Genomic DNA, 23,567 nt, shown 5'->3' with positions numbered 1-23,567 from the left:
ACGGTGAGCATGGAAGCTTTTTTCTGGGATTACGGTTGGCCACTGATCATCATGCTCTTCCAGAGCGTGCTCCTGATGGTCGTGCTGCTGCTGATCGTTGCTTACATTCTTTACGCTGACCGTAAGATCTGGGCTGCTGTTCAGATCCGTCGTGGTCCTAACGTGGTTGGCCCCTGGGGCTTGCTGCAGAGTTTTGCGGATCTTTTGAAATTCGTTTTGAAAGAGCCAATGATCCCTTCCGGATCTGATAAGTTCCTGTTCTTGTTTGCACCGCTGATTACGGTGGTTCTCTCCCTTGCTGCTTGGGCCGTTATTCCGGTTGCGCAGGGCTGGGTGATTGCAGACATCAACGTGGGTATTCTTTATGTGTTCGCGATCAGCTCCCTTGGAGTTTACGGCGTGATCATCGGTGGTTGGGCCTCCAACTCCAAATACCCGTTCCTGTCAGCTCTGCGTTCTGCAGCACAGATGGTTTCTTACGAAGTGTCTATCGGCTTCGTGATCGTAACTGTTCTGCTCTGCGTTGGTTCGCTGAACCTTTCCGAGATCGTTTACGCACAGCAGGCCCGCGGTCTTGCTCATGTGCTGGGCGTTCCGTGGCTGTCCATTCTGAACTGGTACTGGCTGCCGCTGTTCCCAATGTTCGTGGTGTTCTTTGTTTCCGCTCTTGCTGAAACAAACCGTCCTCCATTCGATCTTGCGGAAGCGGAATCCGAACTGGTTGCAGGCTTCATGGTTGAGTATGGCTCTACCCCTTACATGATGTTCATGTTGGGTGAGTACGTAGCGATCTCCCTGATGTGTGGTCTGATGACCATCCTGTTTATGGGGGGCTGGCTGCCTCCGCTGGACATCGCTCCATTCACCTGGGTTCCTGGCATCGTCTGGTTCCTGCTGAAATGTCTGCTGGTGTTCTTCTTCATCTCCATGGCGAAAGCAATGGTACCTCGTTACCGCTATGACCAGCTGATGCGTCTGGGTTGGAAAGTCTTCCTGCCGCTGTCTCTGGCAATGGTGTTCATCGTAGCGTTCGTGCTGATGTTCATGGGCTGGACTCCACCGGTTGGCGGATTTGGAGCATGATTTCCATCGCCGGTTTGATCGGCGGTGTGATGGGAATTTACCTTGGATGGCTGAACTACCGTCTCCTTCTTGGATTTATGGAGGCAGCCATCAACAAAGGAAGAGAGCGCAACCCAACCGAAAAAGGCTGGGTTGAGCTGGCGGAACCAACGATCCGCAAAGTCATTTTTACCCTGACGATAATCGGGATCCCGATTATCGGATATCTCGCCGGAGCTAGCATTACTCCTTAATTCGAGAGGAAAGGGTAACGAGAACCTTGTATGACTTCCTTGAAGTGTTCGCAGGTTCTCTTGGATTGTAATCGATCTTTCGTGCCTCTGGCATGTTCGATCAAGAAAGGGCTGTAAAGGCTATGGGACTGGGACAGGCCGCAAAGTCGTTGCTTTTGAAGGAGTTCGTGTCGGCGTTTTTTCTTGCCATGCGTTACTTCTTCAAGCCGAAGCCGACAATCAACTATCCCTTTGAGAAGGGGCCGGTAAGTCCGCGTTTTCGCGGCGAACACGCGTTGCGCCGGTATCCGAACGGAGAAGAGCGCTGCATTGCTTGTAAGCTTTGTGAGGCGATCTGCCCTGCGCAGGCCATTACGATTGAAGCTGGACCACGTCGTAACGACGGTACTCGCCGTACCACCCGCTACGACATTGACATGACCAAGTGCATTTACTGCGGGTTCTGTCAGGAAGCGTGTCCGGTTGATGCGATCGTGGAAGGCCCGAACTTTGAATTTGCGACCGAGACGCGAGAAGAGCTGTTCTACGATAAGGACAAGCTGCTTGCGAATGGGGAGCGTTGGGAGCGTGAGATCGCTCGCAATATCGAATTGGATGCTCCGTACCGCTAAGGCGGGGGAGTAGGTTGTGTCCGGTTGGGGCTTTGCACTGACCGGGCGAGACAATAGGACAAAGGCAACCTAAAAATGGTTTTGCAGGCCCTGTTTTTCTATCTGTTTGCCGCACTTGCGGTGGCCTCTGCCTTCATGGTGATTGCATCTCGCAATCCGGTTCACTCAGTGCTGTTCCTCATCCTGTGCTTCTTTAATGCAGCCGGGTTGTTTGTACTGATTGGTGCCGAGTATCTGGCGATGCTTCTGGTTGTTGTCTACGTGGGTGCAGTCATGGTGCTGTTCTTGTTCGTGGTCATGATGCTGGATGTTGACTTTGCCGAGATGCGTCAGGGGTTCTTGCAGTATCTGCCGATCGGCGCGCTGATTGGTGTGATTTTGCTGGTTGAACTGCTGATGGTTGTCAGTGGCTGGTACATCGCTCCTGGCATGCTGGGTGAGGGGTCTGCCCCAACACCTCCTGTCGAGCAGACACAGAATATCGCCGCTATCGGTGAATTGCTTTACACCCGCTACATTTACTGGTTCCAGGTTGCTGGTCTGGTGCTGCTGGTGGCAATGATCGGTGCGATCGTCTTGACCCTTCGTCACAAGCCGGGCGTACGCCGTCAGAATATCTCTGAGCAGGTTGCCCGTCGTCCAGAGACCGCGATTGAAGTGGTCAAGGTTGAAAGTGGCAAGGGTTTGTAAGAGCCGTCTTTGACGGGTCTTCACCATTAATTCGTACCGGAGAAAAGACCTTCACCTGAAGGTTCCTTCTCCGGAGTTTGAATAGAACACGGGGAGCACTGAGAGGCGCCCATGGAAATTGGCTTAGCGCATTATCTCGGGGTCGCAGCGATCCTATTCACCATCGGGATCTTTGGCATCTTCCTCAACCGGAAGAACGTCATCGTCATCCTGATGTCTATCGAGCTCTTACTGCTCGCAGTTAACATCAACCTGGTGGCATTTTCCTACTTCATGCAGGACATGGTTGGTCAGATCTTTGCGCTCCTGGTTCTTACCGTTGCAGCAGCAGAGGCGGCCATTGGTCTTGCTATTCTGGTTGTTTACTTCCGTAACCGCGGCTCTATCGCCGTGGAAGACATCAATATGATGAAAGGCTGAGGGGCGGATGTTTTCAGCAATCGTTTTTCTGCCGTTGCTTGGCTTCCTGATTGTCGGGCTATTCGGCAATCGGCTTGGAGTCAAAGCCAGCGAGTACATCACCAGCGGCTTCATGATTGTCGCAGCCCTTCTGTCATGGGTGGTGTTTTTTCAATACGGGCTTGGTTCAGAAAGCACGCAGCTTATTACCATTTTCCGCTGGATCACCTCAGGGGATCTTTCGGTTAACTGGACAATCCGCGTGGATACACTCACCGCAGTGATGCTGGTGGTTGTGAACTCTGTGTCCTGTCTGGTTCACATTTACTCTATTGGGTACATGCACCACGATCCGCATCGTCCGCGGTTCTTTGCTTACCTTTCGCTCTTCACCTTTGCGATGCTGACGCTGGTCACTGCTGATGACCTGCTGCAGATGTTCTTTGGTTGGGAAGGCGTTGGTCTGGCATCTTACCTGCTGATCGGCTTTTGGTACCAGAAACCATCTGCTAACGCGGCTGCGATGAAAGCGTTCATCGTCAACCGTGTGGGTGACTTTGGTTTCGCTCTGGGTATCTTCGGTGTCTTCTACCTGTATGGCTCCATCGACTTCACCTCGATTTTCGCAAGTGGCCCATCTCTTCTTGAGAACAAAGAGCCTGTGCTGAACTTCCTGGGTTATGAGTTGATGGCTGAACCAGCGCTGACAGTTGTTTGTCTGCTGCTGTTCATGGGTGCCATGGGTAAATCAGCTCAGTTCCTGCTTCACACCTGGTTGCCGGATGCGATGGAAGGCCCAACGCCTGTTTCCGCGCTGATCCACGCAGCGACCATGGTGACAGCTGGTGTGTTCATGGTTGCGCGTCTTGCGCCGATCTTTGAACTGGCACCAACTGCGATGACTGTTGTGACCTTCTTCGGTGCGACCACCGCCTTCTTTGCAGCGACCATTGGCTGTGTGCAGAACGACATCAAGCGCGTGATTGCATACTCCACCTGTTCCCAGTTGGGTTACATGTTTGTTGCTCTGGGTGTGGGCGCGTTCGGTGTTGGTATCTTCCACCTGTTCACACACGCCTTCTTTAAAGCGCTTCTGTTCCTTTGTGCTGGTTCCGTTATCCATGCGGTTTCCGACGAGCAGGACATGCGTAAGATGGGCGGCCTGCGCAAGCACATCCCATGGACCTACTGGACCATGATGATTGGTACGCTGGCGCTGACAGGTTTCGGTATTCCAGGCCTCGCTGGTACAGCAGGCTTCGTTTCCAAAGATGCGATCATCGAAGCTGCTTATGTTGGTCATAATGCCTTTGCAAGTTACGCTTATTGGGCGACGGTTCTAGCTGCACTGCTGACAAGCTTCTACAGCTGGCGTCTTGTGTTCATGACCTTCCATGGCAAACCACGTGCTTCTGTTGATGTGATGAAACACATCCACGAGAGCCCATGGGTCATGCTGGTTCCATTGATCCTTCTGTCCATCGGTGCACTGTTTGCTGGTATGGCCTTCAAAGAAGCGTTCATGGGTCATGACTATGCGCACTTCTGGAAGGACGTCTTTGGCGGTACCAACAGTGAGCTTGCTGTGATTGAAGAAATGCACCACGTGCATTGGCTGGTTGCTTGGTCTCCGACCTTCGCAATGATCGCCGGCTTCATCATCGCTTACGTATTCTACATCGCAAAACCAGACATGCCGAAGGCTCTGGCAGAGCGTCATCAGCCACTTTACAAGTTCCTCCTGAACAAGTGGTACTTCGATGAGCTTTATGACTTCCTGTTTGTGAAGCCTGCTATGGCACTTGGCCGCTTCCTGTGGAAGCGTGGTGATGGCACAGTTATCGACGGACTTGGTCCTGACGGTGTTGCCTCACGCGTTCAGCAGGTTACCGGTTGGGTTGTTCGCCTGCAGTCTGGCTACATCTATCACTACGCATTCGCCATGTTGATCGGGGTTGCCTTCTTCGTCACCCTGGCCATGTTCTCCGGTGGGGGAGTTCATTAATGAACGACTGGTCCATCCTTTCCATCACAACATTTCTCCCGCTGGTAGGTGTTCTTTTCATCCTACTGGTGCGGGGTGATGATCCAGATGCGAAGACAAACATTCGGCGTGTTGCGCTGATTACAACGACCTTCACATTCATCGTCTCCCTGTTTATCTGGGGCGGGTTCACCAATGAGAACCCAGGCTTCCAGATGGTTGAGAAGTACGATTGGTTCGGTGATACCTTCACCTACCACATGGGTGTGGACGGCATTTCCATGCTGTTCGTCATCCTGACCACTTTCCTGATGCCACTTTGTATTTTGGCAAGCTGGGAAAGCGTTCAGGACCGCGTGAAAGAATACATGATCGCCTTCCTGGTGCTGGAAACACTGATGATCGGTGTGTTCTGTGCGCTGGATCTGGTTCTGTTCTACGTATTCTTCGAGGCTGGCCTCATTCCGATGTTCCTGATCATCGGTGTCTGGGGTGGTCCACGCCGCGTGTACGCAAGCTACAAGTTCTTCCTGTACACCTTGCTCGGCTCTGTGCTGATGCTGGCCGCTATCATGGCTATGTACTGGCAGGCTGGTACGCTGGACATCGTGGAACTGCTTGATAAGAGTGATTTCCCTGCACAGATGCAGACCTGGCTGTGGCTGGCATTCTTCGCAAGCTTTGCAGTGAAGATGCCAATGTGGCCGGTTCACACATGGTTGCCGGATGCGCACGTGGAAGCGCCAACTGCTGGTTCTGTTGTGCTGGCGGCGATCCTCCTGAAAATGGGTGGTTACGGCTTCCTGCGCTTCTCCCTGCCAATGTTCCCGATTGCGAGTGACATGTTCGCGCCGTTGATCTTCACACTTTCCATTGTGGCGATCATCTACACCTCTTTGGTGGCGCTGGCTCAGGAAGACATCAAGAAGCTGATCGCTTACTCATCCGTTGCTCACATGGGCTTCGTGACTATGGGTATCTTCTCTGCGAATGCGCAGGGTATCGAAGGCGCGATCTTCATGATGCTGGCACACGGTCTGATCTCCGGCGCACTGTTCCTGTGTGTTGGTGTGATCTACGACCGCATGCATACTCGTCAGATCACCGCTTACGGTGGCCTCGTGAACAACATGCCGCGTTATGCTGTTGCATTCATGATCTTCACCATGGCAAACGTTGGTCTGCCAGGTACTGCCGGTTTTGTGGGTGAGTTCCTGACCATGATCGGTGTGTTCCAGGTGAACACCTGGGTTGCATTCTTTGCTGCAACCGGCGTGATCCTGTCTGCTGCTTACGCTCTGTTCCTCTACCGCCGCGTCGTCTTTGGTGCGCTGGAGAAGGAAAGCCTCAAGTCCATGCTGGACCTGACTGGCCGTGAGAAGCTGATCCTGGCTCCGCTGATCATTCTGACGATCTTCTTCGGGTTTTATCCGGCAGCGCTGTTGGATGTGACGTCCGCGTCCGTTGGTGCCCTTATCGAAAACTACAACGCTGCACTAGAAGCAGGTGGCATTGCCACTCACGCTGCTGCAGCTGTCAGCCATTAACAGGGGAGCTGTGCACTCATGAATGCTGAGCTTCTAGCAATTCCTGATCTGATGCCGGTGATGCCTGAGATCCTTCTGGTTCTCGGTGCCATGGTCCTGCTGATGGTTGGTGCATTTGGTGGAGAGAAATCTACTCCGCTGGTAACGGGTATCTGCGTTGCGTTGCTCACTGTTGCAGGTCTGATCCTGCTGGTGAGCCCGCATTACGGCACCACTTTCAATGGCGCTTTCATTCAGGACGCGTTCTCCCAGTATATGAAAGTGCTGGTGCTGATCGGTTCCGGCTTTGCCATTGCAATGTCCGTTGCTTATGCCCGTTCTCAGAACTTTGACCGCTTCGAGTACCCGATCCTCATCGTGATCGCGACCGTTGGTATGATGCTGATGCTTTCTGCCAACGATCTGATCTCCATGTATCTGGGTGTTGAGCTGCAGTCTCTGGCGCTTTACGTGGTCGCTTCGATCAACCGTGACTCTGTTCGCTCTACTGAGGCCGGCCTGAAGTACTTCGTCCTTGGCGCGTTGTCTTCCGGTATGCTGCTTTACGGTATGTCCTTCATCTACGGCTTTACCGGTCACACTGACTTTGCGGGCATCGCGGCTGCTCTGACTGAAGAGCGCGCGTCTCTTGGTCTGGTGTTCGGTATCGTGTTCATGCTGGCAGGTATTGCCTTCAAGATCTCTGCGGTTCCATTCCACATGTGGACCCCGGATGTGTATGAGGGTGCGCCAACTCCAGTGACTGCCTTCTTTGCGGCAGCGCCTAAGATTGCTGCGTTTGGTATGCTGATCCGCGTGCTGATCGAAGCTCTGGGTGACGTGACCACTGACTGGCAGCAGATCATTGTGTTCATCGCAATCGCTTCTATGGCGCTTGGTGCGTTCGCTGCGATTGGTCAGAAGAATATCAAACGTCTGATGGCTTACTCTTCCATCGGTAACATGGGTTACGCGCTGGTGGGTCTGGCCGCTGGTACCGAGGCTGGTGTACATGGTCTGATCGTGTTCATGACCGCTTACCTTGCTATGACACTGGGTGCGTTTGCTTGCATCCTGTCCATGCGCCGTAAGGAAGGCATGGTTGAAGAGATTTCTGATTTGGCTGGTCTTTCCAAGACCAACCTGCCAATGGCTGTGCTGCTGGCTGTGATCATGTTCTCTCTGACTGGTCTGCCTCCGCTCATTGGCTTCTTCGGTAAGTTCTACGTGTTCATCGCTGCGATGGACGCTGGTCTTGCTCCACTGGTCGTGATCGGTCTGGTGACCAGCGTTGTGGCTGCTTACTATTACCTGCGCGTGATCAAGGTTATGTTCTTTGATGATGCGACTGGTGAGTTCCTGCCAATGTCCGGCGAAATGAAAATTGTACTGGGTCTTTCCAGTGCGGTTGTCGGACTGTTCTTCATCATGCCAGAGCCAATCATGAATGCTGCTGCCAACGCAGCTGGCGTTCTGTTCTAGTGCATCGATGATGAACCTTGGACAATTAAAAGACGAAGGCCCGGTGCGCTCAGCGCCGGGCTTTTGTTTTGAGCACTACGATCAAATCGGCTCCACCAACACCTACGGTCTGCAAAAGGCGCGGGTCGGACATCCCGGTAATCTGTGGGTACGCTCCGATATTCAGGTGACTGGCAGGGGACGCCGGGGGCGTGAGTGGACTTCTGAATCAGGCAATCTGTTTGCTTCTGTTCTGCTGCGTGTTGACGTGCGGAACGAAAAGATCGTTCAGCTGCCATTTGTAGCTGCGCTTGCGCTTGGTGAAGCCATCGAGCGGGCGACCGGTGCGCATAATCTGGCGCAGCTGAAGTGGCCCAACGATGTGCTCATTGATGGACAAAAGGTCTCTGGCATCTTGCTTGAGAGCGAAAGTGGGCCTAATGGTGAGCTGTGCCTTGTGTGCGGTTTTGGCGTCAACGTGTCTCATCACCCGGATCTTGGTGATTATGCTGTTACGGATTTGCGCAGCATGGGGTACATGTGCGACCCGAGCCAGGTGTTTGATGCACTTGCGCAAAGCTTCGCACGATGGCTGGAAACGTGGAAGGCGGCCAGTGGGTTTGAAGAGATCAGATCTGCATGGTTGCGGCGCGCCGTGGGGCGTGGGAAACCAATCCGCGTTCGCCTAAGCAATGAAGAATTTTCCGGTGTCTTTATAGATATCGATCAAATGGGCCGACTGATCGTGAAATTGGATCATGGCGGCGAGCGGCTGGTAACAGCCGGTGATGTTTTCTTTTCCTGACGACGTGCAAAGCACGTGGTGCTGGCTTTTGAAGTGATGAAGCCACACGTCTGACAGGGCATAGAGTTTATCAGCGTGTTCTTGTTCCGTAACCGGGACCATTTTGCAGAGCATGCTTTGAAGGAGTCTTAGATGTCGAGCACTGAAGAGCTCGTGTTCCTGCCTTTGGGCGGTGTTGGCGAAATTGGTATGAACCTCGGTCTTTATGGATATGGACCTGAGGATGATCGTCGCTGGCTGATCGTTGATTTTGGTGTGTCCTTCGCCGGTCCTGAAATGCCGGGTGTGGATCTGGTTCTTCCAGATATTCGTTTTCTGGAAGAAGAGCGTTCCCGTATTGACGGGATCGTTATCACCCATGCGCATGAAGACCACTATGGTGCGCTGTCCTATCTTTGGAAGCGCCTTGAGCTGCCGGTCTATGCCACGCCGTTTACTGCGCGCCTTCTGGAAGCCAAGCTGATTGGTGATGGGGCGGATTACCAAATTCCAGTGACAGTTGTTAATCAAGGGGATCGGTTCAAAGCCGGTATCTTTGATATTGAGCTGGTGACCATGACCCACTCGATCCCGGAGCCATGTGCTTTGGCTATCCGTATCGGTGGGCAGCTGGTTCTGCATTCCGGTGACTGGAAGATTGATCTGACACCGGGTGTGGGCAAAGCAATTGACTTGCAGCGGTTACGTGAGCTGGGCGATGAAGGCGTTGATGTTTTCGTGTGCGACAGCACCAACGCGGTCCGTGATGGGGTGAGCCCGAGTGAAGCGGATGTGAAGGAAGAGCTGACCCGCATCATCAAAGAAGCGCCAAACCGTGTGGCTGTGACCACGTTTGCCTCCAACGTTGCACGTATGCGTGCGGTGGCGGAAGCGGCGATGGCTGCGGAACGTGAGATTGTGGTGATTGGCCGGTCCATGCAGCGAACTGTCGAGATTGCCCGCGACCTTGGATACCTTGATGGTTTGGCTCCATTCCGTGATGAAGAGACCTATGGCTCTTTGCCGCGTGATAAGGTTGTGGCGCTGTGCACTGGTTCTCAGGGTGAAGCGCGTGCTGCAATGGCGCGTATCGCAGGTGATCAGCATCGCCTGATTGGTTTGTCAGCTGGCGATATGGTTATCTTCTCCAGTCGTACCATTCCGGGTAATGAAAAGGCTGTTTACGGCATCATCAACCAGTTGACCCAGCAAGGTCTTCAGGTGGTGACAGACCGTGATGCATTGGTGCACGTTTCCGGGCATCCACGACGTGGTGAGCTGGATCAGGTTTATAACCTTGTGCGCCCGAAGAAGGTTCTGCCGGTTCACGGCGAACCGCTGCATTTGCAGTGCCATAAGGACTTTGCCGAGAGCAAAGGCGTGAAAGACGTCAAGATCATCCGTGATGGCGACATGGTTCGTCTGCATCCGGGTGGGCTTAAGGTTATTGATGAAGCGCCGGCTGGTATCCTTGTTCGCGATGGTCATCTGGTGGCTGCACCGGAAGAGACCGGCGTGCAAGAGCGCCGCAAACTTTCTTATGGCGGCTGCGTGACGGTTTCGCTCATCCTTGATGGTCGTGGTGAGTTGCTGGGTGACATTGATGTGGTGTTGTTTGGCATGCCGGATGAGACTGAGGATGGTACACCGTTTGAGGACGCTGTTCGTGATGCGGTTTATGGTGCTGTGATTTCCATTCCGAAGAGCCGTCGCCGTGATGTTGAACTGGTTCGCGAAGCGGCGCGCCGGGCAGGGCGTTATGCGGTTGTGGAGCATTGGGGCAAGAAGCCACTTTGCAAAGCGCTGGTGCAACGCGTCTGAATTGCTTCGTACGATTTGAGATTTTGAAGGCCGCAGGTGAGTGCATCATCTGCGGCCTTTGACTTTTGATCCAATGGACTTTGCGTGGGAAATCTGTTCCTTAGAGCAAAGAGTTATTGGGAGGACCGCCATGATTGGACGACTAAACCACGTTGCGATTGCTGTGTTGGATATGGAAGAGGCGCTGAAGGTGTACCGCGATACCCTTGGCGGCATTGTGTCTGACAAAGTTGCGCAGCCAGACCATGGCGTATCTACTGTGTTTGTTGAGCTTCCAAACACCAAGATCGAGCTGCTGGAGCCACTTGGCGAGAACTCTCCGATCAACAAGTTCCTGGAGCGCAATACCCAAGGCGGTATTCACCACATTTGCTACGAAGTGGATGACATCATTGCTGCACGTGATCAGTTGGTGGCGAATGGTGCGCGTATTCTTGGTGATGGTGAGCCGAAGATCGGCGCGCACGGCAAGCCAGTGCTGTTCCTGCATCCAAAAGACTTCCTCGGCACGCTGACCGAGTTGGAACAGGCTTAAGGTTGCTTTGAAAGACTTGTGGTTTGCGAAAACTGGAAGTCTTTCGGCCTGCGTCTATTTCTTGTAGGTAGAACTATCTAGTTAGCTGGTTGCTTTGTGATATAAGTGACCAGCCGCAGACACAACAAGAAACTCCTGGAGCAGATTTATGGCTACGCCGCTACTCGTTGCACTCTATTTCATGATGTGGTGGATTTTGTTTCTGGCCATTTTGCCTTTTGGGGTGCGCACGCAAGCGGAAGAGGGTGACGTTATTCCCGGTACGACCGAGAGTGCTCCTAAGAATCCGCAGCTGCTGAAGAAGGTGATCATCAACACCATCGTCACGACCATCGTGTTTGCCGGGGTTTATTGGTTCCTGGAATCTGGTCTTGGAGCGCAGCTGTTTCCATTGGTTGATCAGTTTATGGGCAATGCCCCGTCCTGATTTTGCTTTTGCACCTCAAATGTGTGGCGCAAAATCAGAGAGTTACAGACATACAACATCAATACGAATGCTGAGCGATTCTACGGAATCGCTTTTTGCATTTCAGGGGCAGGTCAGTTTGTGATGAGCTGACTATAACGTCATGTGCGCAGGCGCTTTCACGTATTTGTAGTGTGCCTGCGGCTATGTTGAGTAGGTTTCACTGAATGGAAACGGCAGAAAACGGCGAAAAAAAAGCAAGGCCGAAGCCTTGCTATTAGAACGAGTTCCGCGTCTAAATGTTCTCTTTGCACTTGCGTAGAGTGCCGGCTGCAACCATAACGGGCGCCCGAGAACCTTCCTCCCAAGACTAAAGATCGCGATACCTTGCAACACCGCTTAAGGGTGCTGTTTTTGTTGTTGGACAGACACTAGCGTAATCACAATTGTTTGTCATCATTTTGTATCAATTCGCCGCAATTTTTTGCTTGCCTAAAATTTTAGCTATAATTTTTGGGAAATCCTGTGCACTGCAGCAGCAAGGGTGGGTCAAAAGCCGCGTGCATGGGGAAATGTCTCTTAGAAAATTGGCATATAGCCATGTTGGCAGTTACAACGAGCGTTCTGCTTGCTAAGAAGGCATAGAAGAGAAGCTTGGTGGTGAACCTGAGCTTGCTAGCCTTAAAAACTGAAGAGTTAAACTAATGCGTTTGTCCCGATATTTCCTGCCTATTTTGAAGGAAACTCCGAAAGAAGCCGAGATTGTATCGCACCGCCTGATGTTGCGTGCTGGTATGATCCGTCAGCAGTCAGCCGGGATTTATGCATGGCTGCCGCTTGGCCACCGTGTGCTGAACAAGATTCAACGTATTGTTGAAGAAGAGCAGAACCGCTCAGGTGCGGTGCAGCTGCTCATGCCAACCATTCAGCCTGCTGACCTGTGGCGCGAAAGTGGCCGCTATGATGCGTATGGCAAAGAGATGCTGCGCATTGAGGACCGTCATGAGCGCGAAATGCTCTTTGGCCCAACCAACGAAGAGATGATCACGGACATCTTCCGTTCTTACGTGCGCTCCTACAAGGATCTGCCGCTGAACCTTTATCACATTCAGTGGAAGTTCCGCGATGAAGTGCGCCCTCGTTTTGGCGTGATGCGTGGTCGTGAGTTCCTGATGAAGGACGCATACTCATTCGATCTGGACAAAGAGCGTTCAACTGAAGCGTATCGCCGTATGTTCGTGGCGTACCTGCGTACCTTCGCACGCATGGGTCTGACAGCTATTCCTATGAAAGCAGACACTGGACCAATCGGTGGTGATTTGTCTCACGAGTTTATCGTGCTGGCGTCTACCGGTGAGAGTGAAGTGTTCCTGGATAAGGACATTCTGGATCTGCCAATTCCAGGTGAAGACACCGACTTTGATGGTGATCTTTCCGGTATCATCGAACAGTGGACCACTCCATACGCTGCAACTGACGAGATGCACGATGAAGCTGCGTTTGGTGCTGTTGCAGAAGACAAGAAAGTGTCTGCACGCGGTATTGAAGTTGGCCACATCTTCCACTTCGGAACCAAGTACTCTGAGCCAATGGGCGCGAAGGTGATGACCGCTGAAGGCAAGGAAGTGCCTGTTCAGATGGGGTCTTACGGCATTGGTGTTTCCCGTTTGCTGGGCGCGATCATTGAAGCTTGTCATGATGATGATGGCATTATCTGGCCGAAAGAAGTGGCACCGTTCCATGTTGGTCTGATCAACATGAAAGCCGGTTCTGAGTGTGATGAGGTTTGTGAGAGCGTTTATGCTGAGCTGGAAAAAGCGGGCGTTGAGGTTCTTTATGATGACCGCAAGACCAGTGCAGGCCAGAAATTTGCAAGCATGGACCTGATTGGTCTGCCTTATCAGCTGGTTGTTGGCCCACGTGGTCTGAAGACCGGTGAAGTGGAAGTGAAAGACCGTGCAACCGGTGATCGCGAAATGTTGACCCCGGAAGCGGCTGTCAACAAACTGATTTCTGCCTTAAAAGGTTGATATCAGCGAAGCTTGGGGTAACTCAGTAGCTTCAATGGTATGCTAGGTGCCGGCGGCCTTTCCGCTGCCGGGCCTTTTTGCCAGAGCTTATGGCACTTGCTCTTCACGCTCCCTATATTCCACGGAGTAGTTGAACAGGCGGAAACGGAGAATAGTCTAGTATGACGGCAGAGATTCAGGCGGCTCATCCCGGAAAGAACCGGTGGTTTGCACCCTTTGAGTGGATGCTGGCAGGGCGTTATCTGCGCTCCAGACGCAAAGAAACTTTCATTTCTATTATTGCCGGTCTTTCCTTTTTGGGGATCACTTTGGGCGTTGCAACCCTGATCATCGTTATGGCGGTGATGAACGGGTTCCGCACAGAGCTGCTGACCAAAATTCTCGGCATTAACGGGCACGTACTGGTTCAGCCGATCGATAGCCCGCTCAATGATTATCAGGAAACCTCCGTCAAACTGGCTGGTATCGACGGTGTGGACTTTGCCATGCCGTTTGTTGAAGGACAGGCGATGATCTCCGGCCCAAGCGCTGATCTTGGTGCTTTGTTCCGCGGTGTTCACAAGTCTGACCTTGATAAGCTGGATCTTGTCTCCGGCAATGTTCTGCTTGGTACGCTGGATGGCTTCGACGAGGGTGAGGGCATTGCGATCGGTTCCCGCCTTGCGCGCCAGCTTGGTGTGACGGTTGGGGACACAGTTCGTGTGATTACCCCGCGTGGCAGTATCACCCCGATGGGGATGACACCGCGTGTGAAAGGGTATCCTGTCTCTGCAATCTTCCAGATTGGCATGAGTGAATATGACGGCACCATCGCGTTTATGCCGTTCAACGAAGCGCAGCTTTACTTCAACAAGGAAGGTCTGGCGACTGGCATTGAGGTCTATGCAGACGACCCGGATGCTGTTGGTCCGCTGCGTCCTATGATTGAAGAGGAAGCCGGGCGGCCTGTGTTTGTTTCAGACTGGCGCCAGCGCAATATGACGTTCTTCTCTGCGCTTGAAGTTGAGCGCAATGTGATGTTCCTGATCCTGACGCTGATTGTACTTGTGGCAGCTCTAAACATTATTTCCGGCATGACCATGCTGGTGAAAGATAAGGGCCGTGACATTGCAGTGCTGCGCACCATGGGGGCGACCCGCGGTGCCGTGATGCGGATCTTTATCATCACCGGCGCAAGCATTGGTACTATCGGCACGTTTGCTGGCTTCATTCTAGGTACGGTGGTTTGCTGGAATATTGAGAGCATTCGTCAGGCAATTTCCTGGCTGACAGCAACTGAGTTGTTCTCACCTGAGCTCTACTTCCTTTCCAAGCTTCCGGCTGAGATGGATCCAGGCGAGACCGCGAGTGTTGTGATTATGGCTCTTGTGTTGAGCCTGCTTGCTACGATTTACCCTGCCTGGCGCGCAGCCCGGCTCGATCCTGTTGAGGCTTTGCGCTACGAATGATGAACAAACCAACAAAACCGGTTGCTGGTGTTTCGCTTGAAGGTGAAGAGCGTGTTCCTGTGCTCAGCCTGCAGAATGTGGTTCGCAGCTATGATGAAGGCAAGAGCAAGCTGGAGATTTTGAAGGGCGCGGATCTCAACCTCTATGAGGGGGAGATGGTTGCGCTGGTGGCGCCATCTGGTGCCGGTAAATCTACGCTGATGCACCTTGCAGGCCTGCTGGAGAAGCCGCAGAGCGGTGAGGTATTGATTGGTGGGCGTGAGTGCTCCAAGCTCAATGATGATGCGCGCACTGCTATTCGCCGCACTGAGGTGGGGTTCGTCTATCAGTTCCACCAGTTACTGCCTGAGTTCACCGCTCTGGAGAACATCGCTTTGCCGCAAATGATTTGCGGGCTGAAGCGCAAGGATGCGGAAGAGCGGGCGCGTCAGTTGCTTTCCTATATGCGTCTTGCGGAGCGTGAGAGCCACCGTCCAGCAGAGCTTTCCGGTGGTGAACAGCAGCGTGTTGCCATCGCCCGTGCGGTTGCCAACGCACCGCGTGTGTTGCTGGCAGATGAGCCAACAGGAAACCTTGATCCGAACACCTCTCAGTATGTGTTTGAGGCCCTGACTGCGCTGGTCCGTGCTTCGGGTGTGGCGGCGCTGTTGGCGACGCATAACCTGGAACTTGCCAAGCAGATGGATCGTAGGATTACGCTTCGCGACGGTAAAGTGGTGGAGCTGCCCTAAGCTGCTTTGTTGTAAAAGCCTGAGTAAGAATCAAATGCCAGCGATACGGTCGCTGGCATTTTGCGTTTCGAGGCTCTGTTCTCGTTTTGACGCCACTGTTCTTGTGGCTCGCGTTCCTTTCCAGAGCGTGTGACCGCACGCCTTTTCTTCCAGCATTAACTTTGATCTAGTTCTCAACTCATTGAGTTGATGAGGGAATTGGCGTGCAATGATCTTGCATGACATATGCGTATACCACTCATTAACTATGAGTTTGACCCAGCTGAATTAGGGGTTGTGTAGATGAGAACATTGGTAGAACATAACAGATACAAACAGAGTTCAAATTAAGGGTGTTTGTTATGTCATTCGTACTTCGTGAAACAGCAGCATTCGGTTCTATTGTTCTTTTTGCAAGCAGCTGCCTGATGTGGGGTGATGCTCTGACACAGATGCTCCCGTAAGTTCCTTGGGAGTAGGCGTTGGGAAACTCGGGATAACCGGTGGTGCGATTTGCCAAGGAATTGCATTTTGCTTTTGGGTCCTCCAAATGAGGTGCTACTGTCGCGCACACCTTGCGAACCAAAAGGCTCAAGATGTCATCTCCAGGATTCGTCCATCTCCGTGTTCACTCAGCTTACTCTCTGCTTGAAGGGGCATTGCCTATCGGCAAGCTGATTGACCTTGCCTCAAAGGATGAGCAGCCCGCACTGGCGATCACGGACAGTGGCAACCTTTTTGGTGCGCTGGAGTTTTCTGAAAAGGCCTTTGGTGCTGGGATGCAGCCGATCATCGGGTGTCAGGTCTCCGTCAACTTTGAAGATCAGCCCGATGTCTCCGGTGATGATGCGGTGAGCGATCTGGTTTTGCTTGCGGCAAACGAGGAGGGCTACGAGAACCTGATGGATCTGGTGTCTCGTGCGTTCCTTGATACGGAGCCGGGGTTCAAGGCGAATGTCCCGATTTCGCGGGTGCTTGATAAATCAGGTGGCGTGATTGTTTTGACGGGTGCGAGTGAGGGGCCGATCAACTCTCAGCTTCGCGAAGGGCATGTTGATCTTGCCAAATCCCGTCTGGAGCTGTTGCAGAACACGTTTGGGGATCGCCTCTATGTGGAGCTGCAACGCCACAATATGAAGGGCGAGGAAGATGTTGAGCCTGAGCTCCTGAACCTTGCCTATGAATTGAATATTCCAATTGTCGCGACCAACGAAGCGTTCTTCCCGAACCCGGATGATTATGAAGCACACGATGCTCTGATTGCGATTTCTGAAGGTCGCGTTCTTGTTGAGACCGACCGACGCCAGCTGACACCGGAGCACTGTTTCAAGACCCGCGAACAGATGATGGAGCTGTTCTCTGATCTGCCGGAGGCGCTTGAGAACTCTGTTGTGATTGCGCAGCGCTGTCATTATCGCCCGTTGAAACGCGCACCAATCCTGCCACGCTTTGCCGGGGCAGATGCCGATGCTGAAGAAGCCGAACGGGCAGAGGCGGAAGAGCTGACCCGCCAGGCGAAAGAAGGCCTGCAGGCGCGTCTTGATGTGCACGGTCTGGCGCCTGATCTGGAAGAGAAAGATTACTGGGACCGTCTGGACTACGAGTTGGGCATCATTATCCGCATGAAGTTCCCGGGCTACTTCCTGATTGTTGCGGACTTTATCAAGTGGGCGAAGAACGAAGATATTCCGGTGGGGCCGGGGCGTGGTTCCGGCGCGGGCTCGCTGGTTGCGTGGTCACTGACCATTACTGACCTTGACCCTATGCGGTTCTCGCTTCTGTTCGAACGCTTCCTGAACCCGGAACGTGTGTCCATGCCGGACTTTGATATCGACTTCTGCCAGAACCGGCGTGAAGAAGTGATCCGGTATGTGCAGCGTAAGTATGGCCGCGAGCAGGTGGCACAGATCATCACCTACGGAACGCTGCAGGCCAAGGCGGTGCTGCGCGATGTGGGGCGTGTTCTACAGATGCCATATGGTCAGGTGGACCGCTTAAGTAAGCTGGTGCCTGGTAACCCTGCCAACCCGTGCACCTTGCCTGAGGCGCTGGAGCAGGAACCTCGGCTTCGTGAAGCTGCCAAACAGGAAGAGGTTGTTGATCGCCTTTTGAAGATGGCGATGAAGCTGGAAGGTCTTTACCGTCACGCGTCTACCCACGCGGCGGGTGTGGTGATTGGTGACCGTCCACTGGAACAGCTGGTGCCGCTCTACCGAGACCCGCGCTCTGACATGCCGGTTGCCCAGTTCAACATGAAGTGGGTGGAAGCGGCCGGTCTGGTGAAGTTTGACTTTCTTGGCCTCAAAACGCTGACGGTGATTGATACGGCGGTTTCGCATATCAAAAAGCGCGGCATCGAAGTTAAGATCGAAGAGATCCCGATCGATGATCCGCTGACCTATAAGCTTCTGGCAGCGGGTGAGACCGTTGGTGTGTTCCAGCTGGAAAGTCAGGGCATGCGCCGCGCGATTGCGGGTATGCGCCCTGACCGTTTCGAAGATATCGTTGCGCTGGTGGCTCTGTATCGTCCGGGCCCGATGGACAACATTCCGATTTACAACGCCGTGAAACATGGCGAGCAGGAGCCTGATTATCTTCACCCGTTGCTTGAGCCGATCCTGACAGAGACGAACGGTATTATCGTTTATCAGGAGCAGGTGATGCAGATCGCGCAGGTGCTTTCTGGTTACTCTCTTGGTGAAGCGGATTTGCTGCGCCGCGCGATGGGTAAGAAGATTGCCTCTGAAATGGAGATCCAGCGTGCCCGCTTCGTTGAGGGGGCTGTTGAGCAGAAGGTGGATAAAGACCAGGCCGGTATGATTTACGACCTGGTGGCCAAATTCGCGAACTACGGCTTCAACAAATCACACGCGGCTGCGTATGCGCTGGTGGCTTATCAGACGGCCTGGCTCAAAGCGAACTATCCGGTGGAGTTCCTCGCCGGTATCATGACGCTCGATCTTGGCAACACGGACAAGCTGAGCGACTTCCGTCAGGAAGCGATGCGCATGGGCATTGAGGTGGTGCCACCGAACGTCAACAAATCCGGTGTGCACTTTGATGTGCAGGACGGCAAGATCGTTTACGCCATGGGCGCGATCAAAGGCGTGGGCGAGCAGGCGGTTGAACACATTGTGGAGGTGCGTGGTGACGAGCCATTTAAAGATCTGGCCGACTTTGCGACCCGCATCAGTCCGAAGGTTCTGAACAAGCGGACCATCGAGAACCTGATCTCTGCCGGTGCTTTTGACGAGCTCAATCCAAACCGCGCTCAGTTGCTGGATGGTCTGGATCGCATCATCGGCATGGCGCAGCGTACGGAAGAGAATAAGAATTCGGGGCAGAACGACTTCTTTGGTGGTGACAACGCTCCTGAGCCTTTGATCCTTAATCCGACCGATCCATGGTTGCCGTCGGAGCGCTTGCAAAAGGAGCATGCTGCGGTTGGCTTCTATATCTCCGCGCATCCGCTTGATGAATACCGTGAGCTCTTCACCAAACTGCGTGTACAGCTTTGGAAGGATTTTGAGCGCTCTGTGAAAGCTGGTTCTTCCGCCGGGCGTCTGGCAGGCACGGTTACTGCGAAGCAAGAGCGCAAGACGCGCACCGGTAACCAGATGGGCATTGTGCGCATCTCGGACCCGACAGGACAGTATGAAGCGGTGATGTTCTCTGAAACGCTGAACCAGTGCCGCGATCTGCTGGAGCCGGGGGCTTCTGTCGTGCTGCTTGTGCAGGCGGATATGCGAGACGAGGAAGTCAGCGTTCGCATCTCGCAAGTGGAGCCGCTGGAGAAGGTGGCGGGCAGGGTGCATCGGACCCTTCGCATCTTCCTTGGCTCTGATGAGCCGATTGCGAGCCTGCAGCGTCAGTTGCGCCGCGGTGGGGATGGTGAAGTAAGCTGTGTCGTGCTGCTGGATGATGGTCAGCGTGAGGTGGAGGTCAAGCTTCCGGGCAATTACCAGCTCTCACCTCAGCTTTCGGGTGCGCTGAAAACGCTCCCCGGTGTGATGGACGTTCAGATGTCTTAGCCTGCATTGGCATTTGCAAAAAAGAACCCCGCTGAAGATGTTCGGCGGGGTTTGTTATTTCATGCCATTTGGTTCAATCTTAAAAGATTTTCTGGATGACCTGTTCAGCGCAAGCGTAACCAAGGCTTCTGGCGAAGCTGTCTACGCCCTTTTGTCCTTCGTTAGCCAGATCTGTTAAATCAGAGTGATCCATAACGTAGCAGGTAGAGGCGGCGATGATCTTGCCATCCTTGCCGGAAACCAGAAGCGCGCGTCCGCGGTATCGGTAGGCGAGGTTTGCAAACCAACCTGCGCTTTCCATCTCTGATTGATAGAAGACCGTTGATACATCCAGGTAATAGCCGGAGTAGCCGGTTTCTCTGGCAAGCTTCGTGAGGGCTTTTGCGCGTTGCTCCTCATTGATGGTTGGTTTGCTGTAAGGGCCTTTGATTGTGCCTCTAAATTGGAACTTGTGGGTTTTCTGCAGATATTTGGTCAACCGTTCGCGCATGGCGGTTTGTGGATCGTGCTTTGCTGCCGGAATGGAGGCCATCTCGCCATACGCGCCAGAGGCTGCATTCATGGCAGTTGTCACTACAACGCCCAGTAAGCCATGCTGGATGCCATGGGTGTTGATGTGGCTCTCTTTCACATGCCGGTTCTTGACGGGTTTTACCGCAGACTTGGAGATTGTCTTTGCATCAACGTCAGAAAGCTTGATGGTTTTGGCGCAGCCGCCGAGTGTCATAGCAACAAGTGTAGCTACGACGAGTTTTTTCAGTGCCATATTGAAATGTGTCCGAATTGAGTCTTTTTGTTGATGATTTGTTAACCATGATTTTTTGAGAAAACATAATATGTAATGCGCATACCCACAGTTTGGTTTCGCAACAGGTTGCTTTGGTTTGAGGGGTAAACTTTCTGGTTGCGAGAGCGCGGTGAGGGGGGATCTGATTTACTAAATCGGGCCTATATGTTGATCTTAAACCTTGAGTGCTTGATCTTCTTGAAAAGGGGTTCTATAAGCGCCCCATCCCGCACGCAGGGCGGGGTTTGTCCTTGTGGCGAGCTCCATCCGGTTAGAGAGTTGCACGGTTGTGCTGCCCTGCGGAGGATTAAACCGGAAAACTAAGGAGAATAAAGGCATGGCTTTGCCTGATTTTACCATGCGCCAGCTGCTTGAAGCAGGCGTACACTTTGGTCACCAGAAGCACCGCTGGAACCCAAAGATGAACAACTACATCTTCGGTGTTCGCAACAACATTCACATTCTTGATCTTGGTCAGACAGTTCCACTTCTGCACCAGGCTCTTAAAGCTGTGTCTGACACTGTTGCTGCTGGTGGTCGCGTGCTTTTGGTTGGTACCAAGCGCCAGGCTCAGGAAGCTGTTGCAGAAGCTGCTCGCAACTCTGCTCAGTACTACGTCAACGCTCGTTGGCTCGGCGGCATGCTGACCAACTGGAAGACGATCTCTCAGTCTATCCAGCGTCTGCGTAAGGTTGAAGAGCTGCTCGACGGTGGTGATGCAAACCGCATGACCAAAAAAGAGCGTCTGTTCCTTGACCGTGAGCGTCAGAAGCTTGAGCGCAACCTTGGTGGTATTAAAGACATGGGCGGTATTCCGGACCTGATCTTTGTTATCGACACCAACCGCGAAGCTAACGCAATTCAGGAAGCTCGTCGCCTGGGCATTCCAGTTGCCGCGATCCTGGATTCCAACTGTGATCCAGATGGCATCACTTACCCTGTTCCGGGTAACGATGATGCTGGTCGTGCAATTACCCTTTACACCGATCTGATCGCTCGCGCTGCTATTGACGGCATCGCACGCGCATCCGGTTCCATGGGTATCGATCTCGGCGAATCTGAAGAACTCCTTGAAGAGCCTGCACTTGCTGAAGAAGCTTCTGAAGAAGCTGCTGCTGACAAGAGCGAAGGCTAAGGTTTTCTCTCGGGAAGCGCATTTATGCGCTTCCCCTCCAGTTTTTATGTGATTGTTTGTGCGCATGCGCCGAACCGTCACAATCGCTATGCGATAAATCGGATAGATCCGTAGGGAAGTCGGTTTCCTCCGATTTTTTTAGACACACTCCCGTCCATGAGGCGTACGATGAGCATTACCGCTGCTATGGTGAAAGAGCTCCGCGAAACTAGCGGTGCTGGCATGATGGATTGTAAAGCTGCCCTGAAAGAAACAGGCGGCGACATGGAAGCTGCAGTTGATTGGCTGCGCACCAAAGGCCTTGCAAAGGCTGCTAAAAAAGCAGGCCGTGTTGCAGCTGAAGGTCTTGTTGCAGTTGCAGCTGAAGGCAACAAAGCTGTTGTTGTTGAGGTTAACTCCGAAACAGACTTCGTTGCACGTAACGACAATTTCCAGAAACTGGTTCGTGACATTGCTGCGACCGCTCTTACCGTTGATGGCGACGTTGAGAAGCTGGCTGCTGCTCCTTACCCAGGCACAGACCGCAGTGTTGAAGGCGAAATCAAGGAAGCTGTTGGCACCATCGGTGAAAACATGACCCTTCGTCGTTCTGCTGGTCTGTCTGTTTCCGAAGGTGTTGTTGCTTCTTACATGCACAACGCTGCTGGCGAAGGCCTTGGCAAGATCGGTGTTCTGGTTGGTCTTGAATCTGCAGGCGATGCAGACAAGCTGGCAGCACTGGGCAAGCAGATTGCAATGCACGTTGCTGCGACCAACCCAATGGCACTGAACACTGACGAACTGGATCCAGAAGCAGTTGAGCGTGAGCGCACTGTTTACATGGAACAGGCTCGTGAGTCCGGTAAGCCTGAAAACATCATCGAAAAGATGGTTGAAGGTCGCCTGCGTAAGTTCTATGAAGAAGTTACACTGGTTAAGCAGTCTTTCGTTATCAACCCTGATCTGACTGTAGAGAAGGCCGTTGAAGAAGCAGCTAAAGAAATCGGTTCTCCAATCAAACTCACCGGCTTTGTTCGCATTGCCCTTGGTGAAGGTATTGAAAAAGAAGAAACAGATTTCGCAGCTGAAGTTGCTGCTGCTGCTGGTAACTAATTTATTGAGGGCGTCGACTCAGTCGACGCCCTCTTTGTATCTGGATGCATGAAAAGAGGTTTACTATGTCTGATGGTGTTCGCTGGAAACGAGTTCTTCTGAAACTTTCAGGGGAAGCGCTGATGGGCGACCAGGACTTTGGCATCGATCCAAAGGTGGTTGAACGGGTAGCGGCGGAAATTTCAGAGGCTGTAAACCTGGGTGCGCAGTTCGGCATCGTTGTTGGTGGTGGTAACATCTTCCGTGGTGTGGCTCTGGCAGCCAAAGGCGGAAACCGTGTCACCGGTGACCACATGGGTATGCTGGCGACAATCATGAACTCGCTCACGCTTGCCGATGCTCTGCGTCAGCGCGGTATTCAGGCGCGTGTGCTTTCTGCTGTTCCGGTTCCTTCCATTTGTGAGAGCTTTACTCAGCGCGGTGCAGAGCGTTACATGGAAGACGGGGACGTTATTCTGTTTGCTGGTGGTACGGGCAATCCGTTCTTTACCACTGATTCTGGTGCGGCGCTGCGCGCAGCAGAGATGCAGTGCGATGTGTTCCTTAAGGGTACCAGTGTTGATGGCGTTTATGACGCTGATCCTAAGCTGAAGCCTGATGCGAAGCGTTTTGAGACGCTTACACCAGGGGAAGTTCTTGAAAAGAACCTGAAAGTCATGGATGCGACCGCGATTGCACTTGCCCGAGACAACTCTATTCCTGTAGTTGTCTTTTCCATCAAGACCTCCGGCGCGCTTGTAAATGTGCTGCGCGGGCAGGGGCTGTTTACGGTCATTGAAGACTAACAGGTACCGATTGGTA

The 23,567-nt window shown here is 53.0% G+C and carries 20 protein-coding genes; 19 read left to right on the top strand and 1 reads right to left on the bottom strand.

Going from position 1 to position 23,567, the window contains the following annotated elements:
- The first annotated feature begins 9 nt into the window (after window positions 1-9).
- From nuoH to dnaE, 16 genes are all read left to right on the top strand, one after another.
- Window positions 10-1,083, top strand: coding sequence for an NADH-quinone oxidoreductase subunit NuoH (gene nuoH, locus PSE_RS16705; protein ID WP_008546369.1), 1,074 nt, complete (start codon window positions 10-12; stop codon window positions 1,081-1,083).
- Window positions 1,080-1,316 carry a hypothetical protein gene (locus tag PSE_RS16700; RefSeq protein WP_014285949.1) on the top strand — a complete coding sequence of 79 codons (237 nt, stop codon included), beginning with the start codon at window positions 1,080-1,082 and terminating at the stop codon, window positions 1,314-1,316. The genes nuoH and PSE_RS16700 overlap by 4 nt, the downstream gene beginning before the upstream one ends.
- Before the next feature lie 122 nt (window positions 1,317-1,438).
- Window positions 1,439-1,927, top strand: coding sequence for an NADH-quinone oxidoreductase subunit NuoI (nuoI, locus tag PSE_RS16695; RefSeq protein ID WP_014285948.1), 489 nt, complete (start codon window positions 1,439-1,441; stop codon window positions 1,925-1,927).
- 75 nt (window positions 1,928-2,002) lie between these two features.
- The gene (locus tag PSE_RS16690) at window positions 2,003-2,617 is read left to right on the top strand and encodes an NADH-quinone oxidoreductase subunit J (protein ID WP_008546727.1); all 615 of its coding nucleotides are present in this window, start codon (window positions 2,003-2,005) and stop codon (window positions 2,615-2,617) included.
- Between the two features lie 111 nt (window positions 2,618-2,728).
- Window positions 2,729-3,037 (top strand): NADH-quinone oxidoreductase subunit NuoK, encoded by a 309-nt coding sequence (nuoK, locus tag PSE_RS16685; RefSeq protein WP_008546212.1) that lies wholly within the window; start codon window positions 2,729-2,731, stop codon window positions 3,035-3,037.
- Between the two features lie 7 nt (window positions 3,038-3,044).
- A complete protein-coding gene (gene nuoL, locus PSE_RS16680) occupies window positions 3,045-5,021 on the top strand; it encodes an NADH-quinone oxidoreductase subunit L (protein WP_008546190.1) in 1,977 nt (658 codons plus the stop codon).
- Window positions 5,021-6,547, top strand: a complete 1,527-nt coding sequence (locus tag PSE_RS16675; protein WP_008546553.1) for an NADH-quinone oxidoreductase subunit M — start codon at window positions 5,021-5,023, stop codon at window positions 6,545-6,547. Before nuoL ends, PSE_RS16675 begins: the two co-directional genes overlap by 1 nt.
- 18 nt (window positions 6,548-6,565) lie before the next feature.
- Complete coding sequence (gene nuoN / locus PSE_RS16670) at window positions 6,566-8,008, top strand: NADH-quinone oxidoreductase subunit NuoN (RefSeq protein WP_014285947.1); 1,443 nt, start codon at window positions 6,566-6,568, stop codon at window positions 8,006-8,008.
- Entirely contained in the window at window positions 7,974-8,792 is an 819-nt protein-coding gene (locus PSE_RS16665) for a biotin--[acetyl-CoA-carboxylase] ligase (protein WP_208997965.1), read from the top strand. Before nuoN ends, PSE_RS16665 begins: the two co-directional genes overlap by 35 nt.
- 132 nt (window positions 8,793-8,924) lie before the next feature.
- A complete protein-coding gene (locus PSE_RS16660) occupies window positions 8,925-10,592 on the top strand; it encodes a ribonuclease J (RefSeq protein WP_014285945.1) in 1,668 nt (555 codons plus the stop codon).
- Window positions 10,593-10,722: 130 nt separating this feature from the next.
- The gene (gene mce, locus PSE_RS16655) at window positions 10,723-11,127 is read left to right on the top strand and encodes a methylmalonyl-CoA epimerase (protein WP_008547081.1); all 405 of its coding nucleotides are present in this window, start codon (window positions 10,723-10,725) and stop codon (window positions 11,125-11,127) included.
- 148 nt (window positions 11,128-11,275) lie between these two features.
- On the top strand, window positions 11,276-11,554 hold the full coding sequence (locus tag PSE_RS16650; RefSeq protein ID WP_014285944.1) for a DUF1467 family protein: 279 nt from the start codon (window positions 11,276-11,278) through the stop codon (window positions 11,552-11,554).
- Between the two features lie 683 nt (window positions 11,555-12,237).
- Entirely contained in the window at window positions 12,238-13,563 is a 1,326-nt protein-coding gene (proS, locus tag PSE_RS16645; RefSeq protein WP_014285943.1) for a proline--tRNA ligase, read from the top strand.
- Between the two features lie 224 nt (window positions 13,564-13,787).
- Complete coding sequence (locus PSE_RS16640; RefSeq protein ID WP_014285941.1) at window positions 13,788-15,011, top strand: lipoprotein-releasing ABC transporter permease subunit; 1,224 nt, start codon at window positions 13,788-13,790, stop codon at window positions 15,009-15,011.
- Window positions 15,008-15,742: an ABC transporter ATP-binding protein gene (locus PSE_RS16635; RefSeq protein WP_014285940.1), complete on the top strand. Its 735-nt coding sequence runs from the start codon at window positions 15,008-15,010 to the stop codon at window positions 15,740-15,742. Before PSE_RS16640 ends, PSE_RS16635 begins: the two co-directional genes overlap by 4 nt.
- Before the next feature lie 575 nt (window positions 15,743-16,317).
- Complete coding sequence (gene dnaE / locus PSE_RS16630) at window positions 16,318-19,752, top strand: DNA polymerase III subunit alpha (protein WP_014285937.1); 3,435 nt, start codon at window positions 16,318-16,320, stop codon at window positions 19,750-19,752.
- A gap of 79 nt (window positions 19,753-19,831) precedes the next feature.
- On the opposite strand, the gene PSE_RS16625 is transcribed toward dnaE, so the two are convergent.
- Window positions 19,832-20,518: a hypothetical protein gene (locus tag PSE_RS16625; RefSeq protein WP_014285936.1), complete on the bottom strand. Its 687-nt coding sequence runs from the start codon at window positions 20,516-20,518 to the stop codon at window positions 19,832-19,834.
- Window positions 20,519-20,876: 358 nt separating this feature from the next.
- Here PSE_RS16625 and rpsB point away from each other — a divergent pair, with 358 nt between their 5' ends.
- From rpsB to pyrH, 3 genes are all read left to right on the top strand, one after another.
- A complete protein-coding gene (rpsB, locus tag PSE_RS16620; protein ID WP_014285935.1) occupies window positions 20,877-21,674 on the top strand; it encodes a 30S ribosomal protein S2 in 798 nt (265 codons plus the stop codon).
- A 168-nt stretch (window positions 21,675-21,842) separates the two neighbouring features.
- On the top strand, window positions 21,843-22,766 hold the full coding sequence (gene tsf / locus PSE_RS16615) for a translation elongation factor Ts (RefSeq protein ID WP_014285934.1): 924 nt from the start codon (window positions 21,843-21,845) through the stop codon (window positions 22,764-22,766).
- A gap of 65 nt (window positions 22,767-22,831) precedes the next feature.
- Entirely contained in the window at window positions 22,832-23,551 is a 720-nt protein-coding gene (pyrH, locus tag PSE_RS16610; RefSeq protein ID WP_008546436.1) for a UMP kinase, read from the top strand.
- Window positions 23,552-23,567: the final 16 nt, after the last annotated feature.

The sequence above is a fragment of the Pseudovibrio sp. FO-BEG1 genome, from assembly GCF_000236645.1.
Taxonomy (GTDB): domain Bacteria; phylum Pseudomonadota; class Alphaproteobacteria; order Rhizobiales; family Stappiaceae; genus Pseudovibrio.
The sequence above is the reverse complement of the archived record's forward strand: the minus strand, read 5'-3'. Positions and strand labels throughout refer to the sequence as shown.